This window comes from Pseudomonas laurylsulfativorans (genome assembly GCF_002906155.1).
In the GTDB taxonomy this organism is placed as follows: domain Bacteria; phylum Pseudomonadota; class Gammaproteobacteria; order Pseudomonadales; family Pseudomonadaceae; genus Aquipseudomonas; species Aquipseudomonas laurylsulfativorans.
This window is the reverse complement of the sequence record NZ_MUJK01000001.1, coordinates 414,658-431,792: the sequence shown is the minus strand read 5'-3', so window position 1 is coordinate 431,792 and position 17,135 is coordinate 414,658. Positions and strand designations below refer to the sequence as shown.

The 17,135-nt window shown below is 61.5% G+C and carries 19 protein-coding genes; 14 read left to right on the top strand and 5 right to left on the bottom strand.

From position 1 onward, the window contains the following. Window positions 1–2 precede the first annotated feature (2 nt). Entirely contained in the window at window positions 3–191 is a 189-nt protein-coding gene (locus B0D71_RS01980) for a hypothetical protein (RefSeq protein WP_007970993.1), read from the bottom strand. 156 nt (window positions 192–347) lie between these two features. On the opposite strand from B0D71_RS01980, the gene B0D71_RS31370 reads away from it, so the two are divergent. Continuing rightward, a complete protein-coding gene (locus B0D71_RS31370; protein WP_165798663.1) occupies window positions 348–503 on the top strand; it encodes a hypothetical protein in 156 nt (51 codons plus the stop codon). Here the strand turns inward: B0D71_RS31370 and B0D71_RS01975 are convergent. After that, window positions 492–1,418, bottom strand: coding sequence for a LysR family transcriptional regulator (locus tag B0D71_RS01975; protein WP_103393229.1), 927 nt, complete (start codon window positions 1,416–1,418; stop codon window positions 492–494). The two genes, B0D71_RS31370 and B0D71_RS01975, sit on opposite strands and share 12 nt — an antisense overlap. Before the next feature lie 117 nt (window positions 1,419–1,535). Here B0D71_RS01975 and B0D71_RS01970 point away from each other — a divergent pair, with 117 nt between their 5' ends. From B0D71_RS01970 to B0D71_RS01935, 8 genes are all read left to right on the top strand, one after another. Next, window positions 1,536–2,531, top strand: a complete 996-nt coding sequence (locus B0D71_RS01970) for an aldo/keto reductase (protein ID WP_103393228.1) — start codon at window positions 1,536–1,538, stop codon at window positions 2,529–2,531. Window positions 2,532–2,806: 275 nt separating this feature from the next. Then, window positions 2,807–3,253 carry a DUF411 domain-containing protein gene (locus tag B0D71_RS01965; RefSeq protein WP_103393227.1) on the top strand — a complete coding sequence of 149 codons (447 nt, stop codon included), beginning with the start codon at window positions 2,807–2,809 and terminating at the stop codon, window positions 3,251–3,253. Then, complete coding sequence (locus tag B0D71_RS01960; RefSeq protein ID WP_103393995.1) at window positions 3,253–3,687, top strand: YqaA family protein; 435 nt, start codon at window positions 3,253–3,255, stop codon at window positions 3,685–3,687. Before B0D71_RS01965 ends, B0D71_RS01960 begins: the two co-directional genes overlap by 1 nt. An 85-nt stretch (window positions 3,688–3,772) precedes the next feature. Beyond that, window positions 3,773–4,798, top strand: coding sequence for an alpha/beta fold hydrolase (locus B0D71_RS01955; RefSeq protein WP_103393226.1), 1,026 nt, complete (start codon window positions 3,773–3,775; stop codon window positions 4,796–4,798). 13 nt (window positions 4,799–4,811) lie between these two features. Beyond that, entirely contained in the window at window positions 4,812–5,765 is a 954-nt protein-coding gene (locus tag B0D71_RS01950; protein ID WP_103393225.1) for a D-2-hydroxyacid dehydrogenase family protein, read from the top strand. A gap of 114 nt (window positions 5,766–5,879) precedes the next feature. After that, the gene (locus B0D71_RS01945) at window positions 5,880–6,425 is read left to right on the top strand and encodes a tetratricopeptide repeat protein (protein ID WP_103393224.1); all 546 of its coding nucleotides are present in this window, start codon (window positions 5,880–5,882) and stop codon (window positions 6,423–6,425) included. A gap of 48 nt (window positions 6,426–6,473) precedes the next feature. After that, window positions 6,474–6,974 (top strand): RNA polymerase sigma factor, encoded by a 501-nt coding sequence (locus B0D71_RS01940; protein WP_103393223.1) that lies wholly within the window; start codon window positions 6,474–6,476, stop codon window positions 6,972–6,974. Next, the gene (locus B0D71_RS01935) at window positions 6,974–7,735 is read left to right on the top strand and encodes an anti-sigma factor family protein (RefSeq protein ID WP_103393222.1); all 762 of its coding nucleotides are present in this window, start codon (window positions 6,974–6,976) and stop codon (window positions 7,733–7,735) included. The genes B0D71_RS01940 and B0D71_RS01935 overlap by 1 nt, the downstream gene beginning before the upstream one ends. A 42-nt stretch (window positions 7,736–7,777) precedes the next feature. On the opposite strand, the gene B0D71_RS01930 is transcribed toward B0D71_RS01935, so the two are convergent. From B0D71_RS01930 to B0D71_RS01920, 3 genes are all read right to left on the bottom strand, one after another. After that, complete coding sequence (locus B0D71_RS01930) at window positions 7,778–8,053, bottom strand: hypothetical protein (protein ID WP_103393221.1); 276 nt, start codon at window positions 8,051–8,053, stop codon at window positions 7,778–7,780. Between the two features lie 110 nt (window positions 8,054–8,163). Next, window positions 8,164–9,465, bottom strand: a complete 1,302-nt coding sequence (locus B0D71_RS01925) for an ATP-binding protein (RefSeq protein WP_103393220.1) — start codon at window positions 9,463–9,465, stop codon at window positions 8,164–8,166. A gap of 4 nt (window positions 9,466–9,469) precedes the next feature. Then, window positions 9,470–10,171, bottom strand: a complete 702-nt coding sequence (locus B0D71_RS01920) for a response regulator (protein WP_103393219.1) — start codon at window positions 10,169–10,171, stop codon at window positions 9,470–9,472. A 256-nt stretch (window positions 10,172–10,427) separates the two neighbouring features. On the opposite strand from B0D71_RS01920, the gene B0D71_RS01915 reads away from it, so the two are divergent. The 5 genes from B0D71_RS01915 (at window position 10,428) to B0D71_RS01895 (ending at window position 17,109) form a co-directional block, all read left to right on the top strand. Further along, window positions 10,428–11,585, top strand: a complete 1,158-nt coding sequence (locus B0D71_RS01915) for an efflux RND transporter periplasmic adaptor subunit (protein WP_103393218.1) — start codon at window positions 10,428–10,430, stop codon at window positions 11,583–11,585. 15 nt (window positions 11,586–11,600) lie between these two features. Next, window positions 11,601–14,699 (top strand): efflux RND transporter permease subunit, encoded by a 3,099-nt coding sequence (locus B0D71_RS01910; protein WP_103393217.1) that lies wholly within the window; start codon window positions 11,601–11,603, stop codon window positions 14,697–14,699. A gap of 190 nt (window positions 14,700–14,889) precedes the next feature. Continuing rightward, on the top strand, window positions 14,890–15,531 hold the full coding sequence (locus tag B0D71_RS01905; RefSeq protein ID WP_103393216.1) for a DUF1345 domain-containing protein: 642 nt from the start codon (window positions 14,890–14,892) through the stop codon (window positions 15,529–15,531). Window positions 15,532–15,607: 76 nt separating this feature from the next. Next, the gene (locus tag B0D71_RS01900; protein WP_103393215.1) at window positions 15,608–16,462 is read left to right on the top strand and encodes an AraC family transcriptional regulator; all 855 of its coding nucleotides are present in this window, start codon (window positions 15,608–15,610) and stop codon (window positions 16,460–16,462) included. A gap of 38 nt (window positions 16,463–16,500) precedes the next feature. Continuing rightward, window positions 16,501–17,109 (top strand): LysE family translocator, encoded by a 609-nt coding sequence (locus B0D71_RS01895; RefSeq protein ID WP_103393214.1) that lies wholly within the window; start codon window positions 16,501–16,503, stop codon window positions 17,107–17,109. Window positions 17,110–17,135 lie beyond the last annotated feature (26 nt).

The window sequence follows — 17,135 nt, the reverse complement described above, 5'->3', positions numbered from 1 at the left end:
GATCAGGGCTTGACCTTGCGGCGCATCACGCCATTGATGACCACCACGATCACCGCCACGCCAATGGCGATGTACTGGAACATCTTCTCGCTGATGACGCCGGTGTTCTGCAACCAGGAAAGGCCAAACATGATCCCCAGTACTACCAGGGAGATCAGAATCGAGTATTTCAAACGTTGCGACTGAGTCATTGCGGGTTCCTGAATCTGAAAATGTATCCGGTTTGTATCGACGCGCATGCCAAGCGCTTACCCTGTTTCGGGAATAAGCGGCTACAAGCGGGGTCCCATGTTACAGCCGATGAAGAGTTTTAGCTTCATTGCGGCGATAACCATGAGGACTTTCAAATGTTGCGTCGAATCACACTGCTGATTCCCCTGCTGGCCATCCTGACCCTGAGCGGCTGCATTGTTTTCCCCCACGGGGGCTGGCACCACATCACTACGACAACCATGGCGGACCGGGTTATTACCAGCATCGTTAACGGCGGCTCAACCTGCTGAATCCTTGCGGTAAAAATCATTGCCCGGCTGAGCGCAAAGCTCCACCAGCCAATCGACAAACACACGCACCCGCCGGGATAACTGGCGGTGCGGCGGATACAGCGCCGTCATCGGCATGTCCGGTGGCGGCACTCCCTTCAGCACTTCACATAAACGTCCTTCTTCCAGTTGCCGTGCCACGTGGTAGTACGGCGCTTGCACCAGCCCGTATCCCGCCTCGCACGCCGCCAAGTAACCATCGGCACTGTTGACCGCCACCTGCTTGGGCAGGTCAACCTGCTGCACCTGGCCATTGACCACAAACTCCAGCCCATAACGTTTTCCGTTGCTGCTGGAGAAGTACTCGACCACCTGATGCCCGTGCAGGTCATCCAGCGTATGAGGCGTCCCGTGCCGCTGCAGATAGTCGGGGCTGGCACAGGTCACCTGATCCATCATCACCAGCGGCCGCGCCACCAGTGAATCATCCAGCGGCGAGCCACCGCGCAACACACAATCGACGCCTTCGCGAATCAGGTCTACCGGCCGGTCATTCAAGCCGATTTCCAGCTCGATCAACGGATAGCGGGCCGTAAATTGCGGCAGTGCCGGAATCACCACCAGGCGCCCTACTCCCGCCGGCATATCCACCCGCAACAGCCCCTTGGGATTGTGGCGTGCGGCGCTGAACACCGCTTCGGTCTCTTCAAGATCCGCCAGCAAACGCACGCAACGCGGGTAATAGGCTGCACCGTCGAGCGTCAGGCTGATCTGCCGGGTGGTGCGTTGCAGCAGTTGCACGCCCAGATGCGCCTCCAGTTGCTTGATCAGCATGGTCACCGAGGCCCGGGGCAATTGCAGGCTGTCGGCGGCCCTGGCAAAGCCACCGAGCTCGACGATACGGGTAAAGACGCGCATGGCGTTGAAACGGTCCATTGCTGGCTCCACCGCTGGATTGTTTAGATATTACGAATAGTGATAGCCGTTTTAGCGTGTTTATCTTGTTTCTGTCGAGGCGAACAATGGCCATTCACTTCACAGGGAGCTGATTTCATGCACACACGTCAATTGGGAAAGAACGGTCCACAGGTCTCGGCCATTGGCCTCGGCTGCATGGGGATGACGGACTTCTACACCACCGGCACGGACACCCGAGAAGCCACGGCGACCCTGCATCGCGCGCTGGAACTGGGCGTCAACCTGCTCGATACCGCCGATATGTACGGCCCGCACACCAATGAAGAGCTGATCGGCAAGGCCATTGCCGGCAAGCGCGACCAGGTGTTCCTGGCCAGCAAGTTCGGGATCGTCCGCGACCCGACCAACCCCGACGCCCGGGGCGTCAACGGTAGGCCGGAGTACATTCGCCAGTCCATCGACGGCAGCTTGAAGCGCCTCGGCGTTGACACCCTCGACCTGTATTACCAGCACCGCATCGACCCGCAGGTGGCCATCGAAGAAACCGTCGGCGCCATGGCCGAACTGGTCAGTGCCGGCAAGGTGCGTTTTCTGGGATTGAGCGAGGCTTCGGCGGCGACCCTGGAACGGGCGCACAAGGTTCACCCGATCAGTGCGCTGCAGAGTGAGTACTCGTTGTGGAGCCGTGATCAGGAAGAAAACGGTTGCCTGGCGGCCTGCCAGCGCCTAGGCGTCGCCTTTGTGCCTTACAGCCCACTGGGCCGAGGGTTTCTGACCGGCGCATTGAAAAGCCCGGATGATTTCGCGGCCGACGATTACCGCCGTTTCAGCCCGCGCTTCCAGGGCGAAAACTTCGCGAAAAACCTGCTGCTGGTGCAACAGGTACAAGCGCTGGCGGCAGAAAAAGGCGTGACGGCGGGTCAACTGGCGCTAGCGTGGGTGCTGGCCCAGGGTGACTACGTGATTCCGATTCCAGGCACCAAGCAACGTAAATACCTGGAAGAAAACGTGGCCGCTGTGGATGTGACGCTGAACGCCGAAGAACTGCAGGCGCTGGAGGCAATCTTTCCGGCGAATGCCACTGCGGGTCTGCGTTATCCGGAAGAAGTCATGAAACTGCTCGACCGCTAAGTTGTGCCGGCCCGCTCCGACCATGGAACGGGCCGCTCCACCTCGCGCTCTCTATGCCTTTTGTACGCTTCGCCTGGTTTGTTTGTATCAGCCCCCATACCCCTCGGTTATAGGCAACCTGACGATTTTGTAATGTGCCCCTCATCTGCCTGACAGCATTGATCTACCATCATCGAACAGCAGATCCTTGTAGCAATTCGAAACACTCCTTGAATGCCTGACCGGAAAAAATGGTCAGAATGCGTTTTTTTTGCCCGTTAGCCGAGACGAATCCCATGCGAAACCCTCTGCGTCTGATCGCCCTGAGCACCCTGTTCATGTCCTGCTTGGCCCAGGCCGCCGATCTCATTCCGATCGAGGTTCATCGCGACGCCAATTGTGGCTGCTGCAAAAAGTGGATCAGCCATCTGGAGGCCAATGGTTTCAAAGTCGAAGACCACGTCGAAGCCAACATGAGTGAGTTCAAGCAACAGCACGGCGTGCCGCCGCGCCTGGCTTCGTGCCACACCGCACTGATCAACGGCAAATTCGTCGAAGGCCATGTCCCGGCCGACCAGGTCCTGGCCCTGAGCAAACGCGACGATCTGTTGGGTGTCGCGGCCCCTGGCATGCCCATGGGGTCGCCCGGCATGGAAATGGACGGCATGAGCGATGCCTATCAGGTCATCGGCCTGAAAAAGGATGGCAGTGACTTGGTGGTTGCGGACTACCCTGCCCATTGATTTGGGGTGCGTACTTTGGGTTGTTTTTCGCGGCATTCGGTGCCGCCTCGCTGTTGCCGTTGCAATCCGAAGCGGTGCTGGTGGGCCTGTTGCTCAGCGATCGGTACTGGCTCTGGGCACTGCTGGCAGTGGCAACGTTCGGCAATGTTCTGGGGTCGCTGCTTAACTGGTGGCTGGGACGCGGAATCGAGCGGTTCCGCGACCGGCGTTGGTTTCCGGTGAGCCCCCGGCACCTGGAAAAAGCCCGCCTGCATTATCAACGCTATGGCCACTGGTCGTTGCTGCTCAGTTGGCTGCCGGTAATCGGTGATCCGCTGACGCTGGTCGCCGGAGTCATGCGCGAGCCGCTGGGGCGCTTCCTGCTGATCGTCACTTTGGCCAAAGGCGCCCGCTACGGCGTGCTGGCCTTGGCGACACTGGGCTGGATGGGTTGAACCTTCAAGGGCGACGATTGCCTGTGTTTAATGCCGCCCTAATCGAACCGATCCAGCATGGGCGGATTTTCCATGGAGTTGCCCCATGCCGCGCCCCTTCTCTTACTGGTTATCCGGCCTTTTGCTGACCGCCGCCCTGCCCGCCATCGCCCACGCCGAAGTACCGGAATATGGCCCGCAACTCCAGGGTTTCGACTATCCATACACCCTCAAGCACTTCGCCTTCGAATCCCAGGGCCAATCCCTGGAAATGGGTTACATGGACGTTGCCGCCCACGGCAAGGCCAATGGCCGCAGCGTGGTGCTGATGCACGGCAAGAATTTCTGCGGCGCCACTTGGGACACCTCGATCAAAGCCCTCAGCGACGCCGGCTATCGGGTCATCGCCCCGGACCAGATCGGCTTCTGCACCTCCAGCAAACCGGCGCACTATCAGTACAGCTTCCAGCAACTGGCGACGAACACCCAGCAATTGCTCAAGGCGCTGGGCATCCAGAAAGCCACCCTGCTGGGGCATTCCACCGGCGGCATGCTTGCCACCCGCTATGCCTTGCAATACCCCGAACAAGTTGAGCAACTGGCGCTGGTCAACCCCATCGGCCTGGAAGACTGGAAAGCCCTCGGCGTGCCTTATCGCACCGTTGACCAATGGTACGAGCGCGAACTCAAACTCAGCGCCGACGGGATCCGCACTTACGAGCGCAACACCTATTACGGCGGCCGCTGGAAGCCGGAATTCGATCGCTGGGTCGACATGCTCGCCGGCCTGAACAAAGGACCGGGGCATACGCAAGTCGCGTGGAACTCAGCGCTGATCTACGACATGATCTTCACCCAACCGGTGTACTACGAGTTCCAGAACCTGAAGATGCCGACCCTGCTGTTGATCGGTACGTCCGACACCACCGCCATCGGCAGTGACATCGCCTCCCCCGAGGTCAAAGCGAAGATCGGGCACTATGACGTCCTCGGCAAGCAAGTGGCCAGGCTGATTCCCCAGTCCACGCTGGTCGAATTCCCGGGTATGGGCCACGCACCACAGATGGAAGAGCCGGCACAATTCCACCAGGCCCTGCTCGCCTGGCTGAACAAAACCAACCCCGTGCGTTGAAGAGGAAAGGCTGATGCCTGTACAGATTGCAGTGCTTGATGATTGGCAGGATGTGGCGCGGGATGTGGTGGACTGGTCGGCGCTGGACAGCGTCGGCCAGGTGAGCTTTCTCCACGACTACCCCGCCGACAACCAAGCCCTGGCCGAGCGCCTGGCCGGGTTTGAGGTGATTTGCGTGATGCGTGAGCGCACCCGCTTCGATGAAGACCTGCTGCGCCACCTGCCTAAACTCAAGCTGCTGGTGACTGGCGGCATGCGCAATGCGGCCCTGGACCTGAAAACCGCTGCGGCGCTGGGCATTCAGGTTAGCGGTACCGACAGCTACAAACACGCCGCACCGGAACTGACCTGGGCGCTGATCATGGCGGCAACTCGCAATCTGGTGGCCGAAGCCAACGCCCTGCGTGCCGGCCAATGGCAACAAGGCCTGGGCGGCGACCTGCACGGCAAGACATTGGCGATCCTCGGCCTTGGCAGCATCGGCCAACGCGTCGCACAGTTCGGTCAGGTGTTCGGCATGCGCGTCATCGCCTGGAGTGAAAACCTCACCGCTGAACGTGCGGCGCAGGCCGGTGTGACCCGTGTCAGCAAGCAGGAGCTGTTCGAACAGGCCGACGTGCTGTCGGTGCACCTGGTGCTCAGCGAGCGCAGTCGGGGCCTGGTGGACGCACAAGCCCTGGGCTGGATGAAGCCCACGGCGCTGCTGGTGAACACCGCTCGCGGGCCGATTGTCGATGAAGCAGCACTGATCAAGGCGCTACAGAAACAGCGGCTGGCCGGCGCCGCACTGGACGTCTTCGAGCATGAACCGCTGCCCGCCCACCATCCGTTCAGGACCCTGGACAACGTGCTGGCGACGCCCCATGTCGGGTACGTAAGCCAACAGAACTACCAACTGTTTTTCTCGCAAATGATCGAGGATATCCAGGCCTGGGCGGCAGGGGCTCCGATCCGTTTGCTGGCTTGATACTCCCACAACGAATAATTGTTCATGCTGCGGTGTTCACATCACATCGACCTTGCACTGCGTCTGACGGGGCGCAATATGATCTCAAACGCATCAATCGATGGAGCAAAGCCCATGAATATTCGTTTTGCAGTTCTGATGACCCCGCTGTTGCTGACCGTTGCGCTATCCGGCTCCCTCGCCCTGGCCAACGGCGGTGGCGGCGGCGATGACGAAATGCCCACCAGGCCCAACTGCCCGAAAGGCCAGGTGTTCGATAGCAAATCACAGCGTTGCGTCCGGCAGACCAGCAACCTGGTGCCTGACGAAGACCGCACCAACTATGCGTATCAACTGGCCAAGGACGGGCGTTATGAAGAAGCCCTGGCGCTGCTAGACACGCTGAAACAGCCAAATACCGCAAAAGCGCTGAACTATCGCGGCTACGCCACGCGTAAACTAGGGCGCACCGACGAAGGCATCGGTTATTACCTGCAATCGGTGAAACTCGACCCGCAGTACGCGCAGGTCCGCGAATACCTCGGCGAGGCCTATGTGATCAAAGGCCGGCTGGATCTCGCGCAGGAGCAATTGCAGCAGATCAAATCCATCTGCGGCAACACCCAGTGCGAGGAGTACCAGGACCTGGCCGAAGCCATCAACGGTTCATCGAAAACCTGACAACCCGAGTGGACGGAGGTCGCCATCGCCAGCGATCAGGCAATACGCATGGAACTGAACCAGCATCTGGCGCGTTTATGGCGCTACGGCCTGCTGTTGTCCCGACAACGGCATATCGCCGATGACCTGGTGCAGGCCACCTGCGTGCGGGCGCTGGAGCGGGCCGGGCAATTCGTGCCGGGGACGCGCATGGACCGCTGGCTGTTGAGCATTCTGCATTCGATCTGGCTCAACGAAATCCGCGCCCAGCGAGTGCGTCAGGGTCAAGGCCAGGTGGATGCCGATCAGGCCTTGTCGTTCGATGGTGAATCCGTGGCCCAGACCCATGTGTTGGCGGCACAGGTCATCCGCCGCGTCGATGCGTTGCCCGAGGCCCAGCGCGAAACGGTGTTTCTCGCCTATGTCGAAGGGCTGTCCTATCGCGAAGTCGCCGATGTGCTGCAAGTGCCCATCGGCACGGTCATGAGTCGCCTGGCCGCCGCCCGGGCGAAACTGGCCGAGTATCCACCGTTGCACACAGTGCCCCACCCTTACCGAGGAGAACATTGATGAACGCGAAACCCTCGGACGAACAACTGGTGGCTTACCTCGACAACCAACTCGATGCCGAGCAGCGCTCGCGCATCGACGCGGCCATCATCGCCGACCCGATGCTTGGCCTGCGCCTGCAATGGCTGGATCGCAGTAGCCTGCCGTTCAAGGACGCCTACGATGAACTGGCCCGGCAGGCGCCGGTGGATCGTCTGCAAGCCATGCTCGCCACACTACCCTCGCCCGTCCGCCCTGCGCTCAGTCGGCGCTGGTTCCTTGCCGCCGCGGCCGGCCTCTTGGCCGGTGGCGTGCTGGCGGACCGTTTGTTTCTCGGCTGGCAAGCGAGCCGGCAGACACACAACTGGCGCGGCCTGGTGGCCGATTACATGGCGCTCTACGTGCCGGAAACCCTGGATCACTTGCCCGCTGATGAAGCCACCCAGCGGGCTCAACTGCGGACCATCGATGCGCGCCTGGGCCTTGACCTCGCACCGGCCAAACTGAGCCTGCCCCGAGCCGAGTTCAAGCGTGCGCAAATCCTCGAGTACGACGGCGCGCCCATCGCCCAGATCACTTACCTCGATCCGGCGCACGGCCCCATGGCGCTGTGCGTTACCCGCTCCAACAGTGGCAGCCGGCATTTGGCCCGGGAGCAACGGCGCGAACTGAACATCGTGTATTGGGCTGACATGGAACACGCCTGGATGCTGATCGGGCATCAGTCGATGTCGGATCTGGAGGAGATGGCCACGCTGTTGCGGGGTCGGCTGAGCGTTTGATAGCGCACCACTGGCTTGCGGGGTCAAAGCCCCTGCAAGCCATCATGTGACCCAGTTATCGACGCCCGACTTCACAAGGTCCTGAACTTTCAGCGACGTTCCATCCAGCCCCTGCGTCAGCGTGTATCTCACCGCATCGCCAACCATAAAACAGGCGCTGCCTTCTGCGGTCTTGTTGGGGCCGATCCTTATTGCCAAAGTGCAACGGCCGCCCTCAGGCATGACCATCGCAAATGTCGTCGACACGCTTTCGACCTTAACGTCCCTGATTGCACTGATTGTCCCCTGCCCGCTGGTTCTAGTTATTGGCGCGCTCATCCTTCCCTCCAGCCTTGCCGCCTTGTATTGACTGCACAGGCCAATGAAACGCGTAAGCGTAGCGTCTTGCTACTGTCAAACCTGACAGATGATATGGCCGTTTGTCGAAATCAAACCGGCAAAGGCAACCACAACCGAAACCGCGCCCCGCCCAACGGCGAGGCTTCCACCGTCAGCGTGCCGCCCTGGGCCTCCAGTGCACGGCGGCTGATTGCCAACCCCAGGCCGAAGCCGCCCGTGGCGCGGTCGCGACTGCGATCGAGGCGGTAGAAGGGTTCAAAGATCCGCTCGCGCTCGTCATCGGGAATGCCGATGCCATCGTCGTCGACCCAGATTTCACAGCCGCTGGCATCCACCTGCACACCGATTTGAATACGCTTTTCGCAGTAGCGCATGGCGTTGCGCAGCAGGTTTTGCAGGGCGCGGGCAGTCAGGCGTGGGTCCAGGCTGAAGCGTTCAAGCTGCCCATGGAGCAGCACGTCGATGACGATTTCCGGGGACTCCATTTCTTCATCGATGCTGCCAAGAATGCTGTCGATGAATTCATCCAGCGACACCTCGACCTGTTCCGGTAGCCGCGCCGGGTTTTGCAGGCGACTGTAGGACAGCAGCTCCAGCACCAACTCATCGAGTTCACGAATGTGCGCCACCAGGCTTTGCAGACGCTCGCGACTGGCTGCCGGCAAGTCGTCCGAGAGGGCCAGCGCCAGGCCGAAATCCAGGCGCGTCAGTGGCGTGCGCAACTCGTGGGACACGGCATTGAGCAAATCGCGCTGCTGGTTGAGCAGGTTCTCGATGTCGCCGGCCATGGTATCGAACACACTGGCCAGGCTGCCGATGTTGGAACTCGGGGAAATTTGCGTGCGCTCGCCCAGGTGGCCCTTGCCAAAGCGTTCGGCCGCGCCTTTGAGGCGTTCCAGGTCACGCCAGTGCGGGCGCAGCCACAACAACAGGCACGCGAGCATGGTGGCGCCGATCAGTACATTGATGCTCCAGTACAACAGATTGACGTCCAGCGGGTCCGGAGGTACCACCATTTGCACCACGGTGTGCTCGTTCAGCGGCGCGACCGCCAGCGTGCGCCAGCCCCAGTCGCCCACGCGCACGACGTTCTCGCCGCGCTGCAAGCGCTGCTGCTCATCGGGCGTCAGGCTGATGTCGTCATTGCTGCTGAGCACGATGTGCAGCGGATTGAAGTCCTTGTCCATCTCCGCGGCCAGGGCCGGCCACTGCGCGGCTGGGACCCCGTGAAACTGTTTGACGATCAGCGTTTGCAGCCCACGGGAATAATCGAGGTTATAGGTGACAAAGCGCTCTTGGAACGCCTTGACCACCAGATCCGGCACCAGGTAAATCGCGGCGCTGAATGAAACGATGGTCACCAGATACAGACGAAAGAGGATTCTGAACATCGGCTCAGCATTCCCACTCGGAACGACTGAACAGGTAGCCCTTGCCCCACACGGTCTTGATCTTGCGCGCCTCACCGGCGTGGTCGTCGAACTTGCGCCGCAACTTGGAAATCGCCACGTCCACCGAACGGTCGGTGCCATTGAATTCGATGCCGCGCAGACGTTGCAGGATCTGGTCGCGGCTCAACACTTCACCGGCATGCCGGGCCAGCACCACCAGCAGGTTGTACTCACCGCTGGACAATTCCACCAGTTGCTCGCGCCAGGTGACGGTGCGTTCGGACAGGTCGATGCACAGGTTGCCCATCAGAATGCGGTCATTGGCGGTCTGCGGCTCGCTAAGGCTGCTGCGGCGCAACAGAGTCCGCACCCGGGCCAACAGCACCCGTGGCTCACAGGGTTTGGTCACGTAGTCGTCGGCACCCATTTCCAGGCCCAGCACTTGATCATGACTGTCATCTCGGGCGGTGAGCATCAGGATCGGCAAGGTCGCCGAATCGGCGCGCAGCAGCCGACAGACCTGCAACCCGTCGAGGCCGGGCAGCATCAGGTCGAGGATCACCAGGTCCGGCGGATTGAGCCGCGCACGTTCGCGCACATGGTCACCGCGACTGATCACGCTGACGGAATAACCGTTGCGTTCCAGGTAGCTGGCAATCAGTTCGGCGAGGGCGGTGTCGTCTTCGACCAGGAGAATGTTGGGCATGGGGTGTTTCCAGAAAGTGCTGTGGTGACCGTTAGATGGCTATCGCCGGCAAGCCGGCTCCTACAGGATTCAATTCGGGGGCAGGACTGTAGGAGCTGGCTTGCCGGCGATTGAGCGCGAAGCGGTCACCAAGGATATACGCCCCTGCCCGCACGTGAGTAAAACCCTTACACAATTTCACACAGCACCAACAAAGCTTCACCGCTACCCTCGCCGGCGCCCAGTAGGATGCTGGGAGTCATTATTGGGGTATTACATGTCGAAGAATCTGCTTGCCAGGCTCAGTCTGATTGCTCTGGCGTTGACACTGGCTGCGTGCGACAAGTCCACAAATGCCGAGGAACAGGCGCCGCTGGCCACGGTGCGCGTCGAAACCATCGAAGCGCGGCCACTGACCATCAGCAGCGAACTGAGCGGGCGAATTGCCGCGCCGCGCATGGCCGAAGTGCGTGCCCGCGTGGCCGGCGTGGTCTTGCAGCGGACCTTCCGTGAAGGCAGTGATGTGAAACAGGGCGATGTCTTGTTCCGCATCGATCCGGCACCCTTCAAGGCGGACCTGGACAGCGCCGAAGCGGCGTTGCGCAAGGCCGAGGCCAACGCGTTCCAGGCCAAATTGCAGGAACAGCGTTACGCCCAGTTGATCGACGACAAGGCCATCAGCGGCCAGGACTACGACAACGCCAGGGCCAACGCCCGACAGACCGCCGCCGATGTCGCCGCCAATAAAGCCGCCGTTGAACGGGCGAAACTGAACCTCGGCTACGCCACCGTCACCGCGCCGATTTCCGGTCGTATCGGCCGGGCGCTGGTCACTGAAGGCGCATTGGTGGGGCAGAACGAAACCACGCCCCTGGCGCTGATTCAGCAACTGAACCCGATCCACGCCGACCTGACCCAGTCCACCCGCGAACTCAACGAACTGCGCCGGGCCTTTCGTTCCGGCCAGTTGCAGCAGGTCGGCCAGGGTCAGGCCAAGGCCACGCTGATTCAGGATGACGGCAGCCTCTATCCCCTGCCGGGCAAACTGCTGTTCAGCGACATCACGGTCGACCCGGGCACCGGCCAGATCATCCTGCGCAGCGAGTTCCCCAACCCCGACCTCGACCTGCTGCCCGGCAGTTTCGTGCGCGTACGCCTGGAACAGGCGGTCAACCAGCAGGGCATCAGCGTGCCGCAACGGGCTATCCAGCGCGACAGCGCCGGCATCGCCCAGGTACTGCTGCTCGACTCTGAGCAGCGGGTCGGCCAGCAGCCGGTCGAGCTCGGCGCCGTGCAGAACGATCGCTGGATCGTCACCGGCGGCCTGAAAGCAGGCGACCGCATCGTCATCGAAGGCCTGCAACACGCCCGCCCCGGCGAGAAAGTGCAGATCGACGACACCCCTCTTCCACTCGCCCAGGTGACTGGTCAGTAAGCAGGACGCTTTTTTATGCCGCAGTTCTTTATCGACCGCCCGGTGTTCGCCTGGGTGGTTGCCCTGTTCATCCTGCTTGCTGGTGCGCTGGCCATTCCGCAACTGCCGGTGGCGCAATACCCTGACGTGGCGCCGCCACAGATCGAAATCTACGCTGTGTACCCGGGCGCTTCGGCGCAAACCGTGGACGAAAGCGTGGTCAGCCTGATCGAGGAAGAACTCAACGGCGCCGATCACCTGTTGTATTTCGAATCCCAGAGCAGCCTCGGCAGCGCTTCCATCAAGGCTACCTTCCAGCCGGGCACCAACCCGGAGCTGGCCCAGGTGGACGTGCAGAACCGCCTGAAAGCCGTGGAGTCACGGTTGCCGCAAGCAGTGATCCAGCAAGGTTTGCAGGTGGAGAAAGTCTCCTCCGGTTTCCTGCTGCTGATCACCCTGACCTCCAGCGACGGCAAACTCGACGACGTAGCGCTCAGTGATTACCTGGCGCGCAACGTGATGAACGAGATCAAGCGTCTGGACGGCGTCGGCAAGGCGCAGTTGTACGGCGCCGAACGGGCGATGCGGATCTGGATCGACCCGCGGAAGCTGCTCGCGTTCAACCTGACGCCGGCGGACGTCAATACCGCCATCGTCGCGCAAAACGCCCAGGTGTCGGCCGGCAGCATTGGCGATCTGCCAACCCGCACCACCCAGGAAATCACCGCGACCATTCTGGTCAAGGGTCAGTTGTCGACGCCTGAAGAGTTTGCCGACATCGTCCTCAAGGCCAACCCGGACGGCTCGACCGTACGCATCAGCGATGTGGCGCGGGTCGAAATCGGTAGCCAGGAATATCAGTTTTCCACGCGCCTGAACGGCAAACCGTCCACCGCCGTCGCCGTGCAGTTGTCACCCGGTGCCAACGCCCTGAACACCGCGACCCTGGTGCGGGCGAAGATGGATGAACTCAAGCGCTACTTCCCGGCGAACGTCGAGTACTCGATTCCGTACGACACCTCGCCCTTCGTCAAGGTCTCGATCACCAAGGTGGTCTACACCCTCGGCGAGGCGATGCTGCTGGTGTTCGCGGTGATGTTCCTGTTCCTGCAAAACATCCGCTACACGCTGATTCCAACCCTGGTGGTGCCGGTGGCGTTGATGGGCACCTTTGCGACGATGCTCGCACTCGGGTTTTCGATCAACGTGCTGACCATGTTCGGCATGGTGCTGGCCATCGGCATTCTGGTAGACGACGCCATCGTGGTGGTGGAGAACGTCGAGCGGATCATGGCCACCGAGGGCTTGTCGCCCAGGGACGCCACGCGCAAGGCCATGCAGCAGATCACCGGGGCCATCATCGGCATCACCCTGGTGCTGGTCGCGGTGTTCATTCCGATGGCGTTCATGCAGGGCTCAGTCGGGGTGATCTACCAGCAGTTCTCGCTGTCGATGGCCACCTCGATCCTGTTCTCGGCCTTCCTCGCCCTGACCTTGACACCGGCCCTGTGCGCGACGTTGCTCAAGCCGATCGCAAAAGGCGAGCACCACGAAAAGACCGGGTTCTTCGGCTGGTTCAACCGTCGCTTCGAGAAATTGACCGAGCGCTATCAGGGTTGGGTGGCCTACGCGTTGAAACGCACTGGCCGCTTCCTGCTGATCTACGGCGTACTGCTGATCGGTCTGGGCCTGGCCTTCAGTCGCTTGCCCTCCTCGTTTTTGCCGGTGGAAGACCAGGGCTACACCATCACCGACATTCAGTTGCCACCCGGTGCGAGCAAGAACCGCACGGTGCAGGTGGCGGAGCAGGTTGAAGCGCACAACGCCGGGGAACCGGGCATCCGCGACAGCGTGGTGATCCTCGGTTTCAGCTTCTCCGGCAGTGGGCAGAATGCGGCGCTGGCGTTCAGCACGCTCAAGGACTGGTCCGAGCGCGGCAGCGACGACTCGGCGGCTTCGATTGCCGACCGGGCCAACGTCGCCCTCAGCCAGATCAAGGACGCGGTGACGTTCGCCGTACTGCCGCCGCCCGTGGATGGTCTGGGTACGTCCAGCGGATTCGAGTTCCGTCTGCAGGATCGCGGCGGCCTCGGCCATGAGAAGTTGATGGAGGCCCGCACCGGGTTACTCGCGGCGGCGGTAAAAAGCCCGATCCTGATGAACGTGCGCGAAAGCGCCCTGGCCGAGGCACCGCAGGTTCAACTGGTGGTCGACCGCAAGCAGGCCAACGCACTGGGCGTGTCCTTTGCCGACGTCGGCAACGTGCTGTCCACGGCCGTGGGTTCGGCCTACATCAACGACTTCCCCAATCAGGGGCGGATGCAGCGCGTCGTGGTCCAGGCCGAGGGCGATCAGCGCAGCCAGGTGGAAGACCTGCTGAAGATTCACGTGCGCAACACCCACGGAAAAATGGTGCCCTTGTCGGCCTTCGTGCAGGCCAAATGGACACAGGGCCCGGCGCAGTTGACCCGCTACAACGGCTACCCGGCGATCAGCATTTCCGGAGAGCCGACGCCGGGCCACAGCACCGGGGAGGCCATGGCCGAGATCGAGCGGTTGGTGGCACAAGGCCCGGCGGGCCTGGGCCAGGAATGGACCGGGTTGTCGTTGCAGGAGCGCTTGTCTGGCAGCCAGGCACCGATCCTGCTGGGGCTGTCGCTGTTGATCGTGTTCCTGTGCCTGGCGGCGTTGTACGAGAGCTGGTCGATCCCGACCTCGGTGCTGCTGGTCGTGCCGTTGGGTGTGCTCGGCGCGGTGTTGGCCGTGACCTTGCGCGGGATGCCCAACGACGTGTTCTTCAAGGTCGGGCTGATCACCATCATCGGCCTGTCGGCGAAGAACGCGATCCTGATCATCGAGTTCGCCAAGAGCCTCTACGACGACGGCCACGACCTGATCGACGCGACCCTGCAAGCCGCGCGCTTGCGGTTGCGGCCGATTGTCATGACCTCCCTGGCGTTCATCCTTGGCGTGGTGCCATTGGCGATCGCGACCGGCGCCAGTTCGGCGAGCCAGCAGGCCATCGGTACCGGGGTGATCGGCGGGATGATCACGGCGACTTTGGCTGTGGTGTTCGTGCCAGTGTTTTTTGTGGTGGTGATGAAACTGGTGCGCAGGCGCCACAAAGCGCACTAACCAACACCACAAAACCCTGTGGGAGCGGGCTTGCCCGCGATGAGGCCATCACATTCAACAACTATGTGACTGACAGTCCGCCATCGCGGGCAAGCCCGCTCCCACTGGAGTCTCGTTGGTGTCGGGATTCTGGTCACATCGTACGACCCTGGACTAAGGTAATTGCACAGCCCCAACCCATCGAGCCTCCATGATTTTCCTCGCACGCACCCACCCTCGCCTGACCGCCGCCATCCTGCTGGGCATCGCGGTGGGGTTTCTGGTTCCGGCCGATTCGCCAATCAGCAAGATCCTCATCGGCTGGAATTCCGGTGTCTGGATCTACCTGCTGCTGATGCTCTGGCTGACCGTGCGTTCGAAAGCGACCGATGTGAAACGCATTGCCGAAATCGAAGACGAAAATGCCGGGCTGGTGCTCGCGCTGGTGTGCATTGCGGCACTGGCCAGCCTGGCAACCATCACCTTCGAACTGGCCGGCAGCAAAGGCCTGGAAACCACGAGCAAGCTGCTGCACTACGGCTTCACCGCGCTGACCGTCATCGGTTCATGGCTGCTGATCGGGGTGATTTTCAGTGTGCATTACGCCCGCCTGTATTACCTCTGGGACGGCAAGGAGCCGGCGCTGCGTTTTGCCGAAGGGCTGACGACCCCCGACTACTGGGACTTCCTGTACTTCTCGTTCACCATCGGCGTGGCGGTGCAAACCTCGGATGTCGGCGTCGCCACCCAAGGCATGCGCAAGATCGTGCTCGCGCAGTCGTTGATCGGTTTTGTGTTCAACACCGCCATTCTCGGGTTCTCGATCAACATCGCCGCGGGCCTGTTCGGCTGATGACTGCACAAACGTTCTAGGCATGGCCCTCGGTCCGCAGGTTAAATAGCCCGGTAAACCGTTTCGCAGGTGCCCCATGACTTCTCACAACTGGATCGACCTGACCCAGGACGCCGACACCGGCATCGAGACCCTGCGCGCGCATTTCGAAGGCCATGCCTACGACCCGCACTGGCACGACAGCTATCTGGTAGGTGTCACCGAGCAAGGCGTTCAGCAATTCAATTGCCGGCGGGCCAGGCACCAGAGCACGCCGGGCAAGGTTTTTCTGCTCGAACCCGGTGACATCCATGACGGCGAAGCGCCGACCGCCGACGGTTTCACCTACCGCATGCTGTACCTCGACCCGCAGTGGCTTCAACGCGAACTCGGCGCCGTGTTCGATCATGCCCCCGACAACAGCCAACTGAGCTTCGCCGCCACCCTGGCCAGCGATGCGCGCCTGGCACAGGCCACCAGCCTGGCATTTGAAACCCTGCATCGCGGCGAACTGAAGATCGTCCGCCAGACCGCACTCGACGGTTTGCTCGAACGCCTGACCAGCCACTTGCACTGGCGCACCCGCGATGGCCAGGACCCGCGTCTGCCGCGAGTGGCACAGAAGGCCCGGGAATACCTGCATGCCAACGCGCAATACGACATCGGTCTAGACCAACTGGCCGCCGTCACAGGCGTCGATCGCTTCCGCCTGACCCGCGCGTTCAAAGCCGCTTACGGCATGGCGCCCCACGCGTATCTGGTGCAATTGCGCCTGGCCACCGCCCGCCGACTGCTGGCCCGTGGCGAACAACCGGCCACGGTGGCGATGCAGTTGGGGTTTGCCGACCAGAGTCATCTGGGACGCTGGTTCATGCGCGCCTACGGCCTGACACCGGCGCTGTACCGCAAACGCTGCTCAAATCTTCCAGACAGGCAGACCCGTGGATTGTGAAGATCGACTTCACTGATCTTCACTGGAGTTAGCCCACAATGTTCGCCTCTTTCCCGACGTTACTGCCGTTCTTGCTGTTTGCCTTTGTGGCTTCGATCACCCCCGGTCCGACCAACATTCTGGTGCTCAGCAACAGTGCCCGATATGGCTTGGGCGCTGCCATGCCGATCATCTTCGGCGCCTGCGCCAGTGCCGCGACACTTGTACTGCTGGTGGGTACTGGCGTTGGTTCGTCACTGACGACGTGGCCTGCATTGCAAAGCGTCATGCAGTGGGTCGGGGTCGCGTGGCTGAGTTATCTGGCCTGGCAGATTTTCCGCGCCCCGCCTGAAGCCATCAGCATGCAAAAAAACCAGGATCGACTGGGTTGGGTGGGTGCCGCCAGTCTGCAATGGATCAACCCGAAAACCTGGATGATGGCGCTGGCGGTGGTCAGTGTTTTCGCCGGAGCTGGCGAAGACCGGTTCGTGCACGTGATGAACCTGTCCTTGGTGTTTTTCCTGATTTCCTTGCCCTGCCTGGGTGTTTGGGCGCTGCTCGGTGCCGGTTCAAGCCGCTGGTTGCGTTCACCCTCTGCAATGCAACGCTTCAATCGCTGCATGGGCCTGTTGTTGCTGGGTTCAGCGTGGTTGAGCGTGCTGGCCTGAACCCCACTTGTCGGTCATTGTTCGAC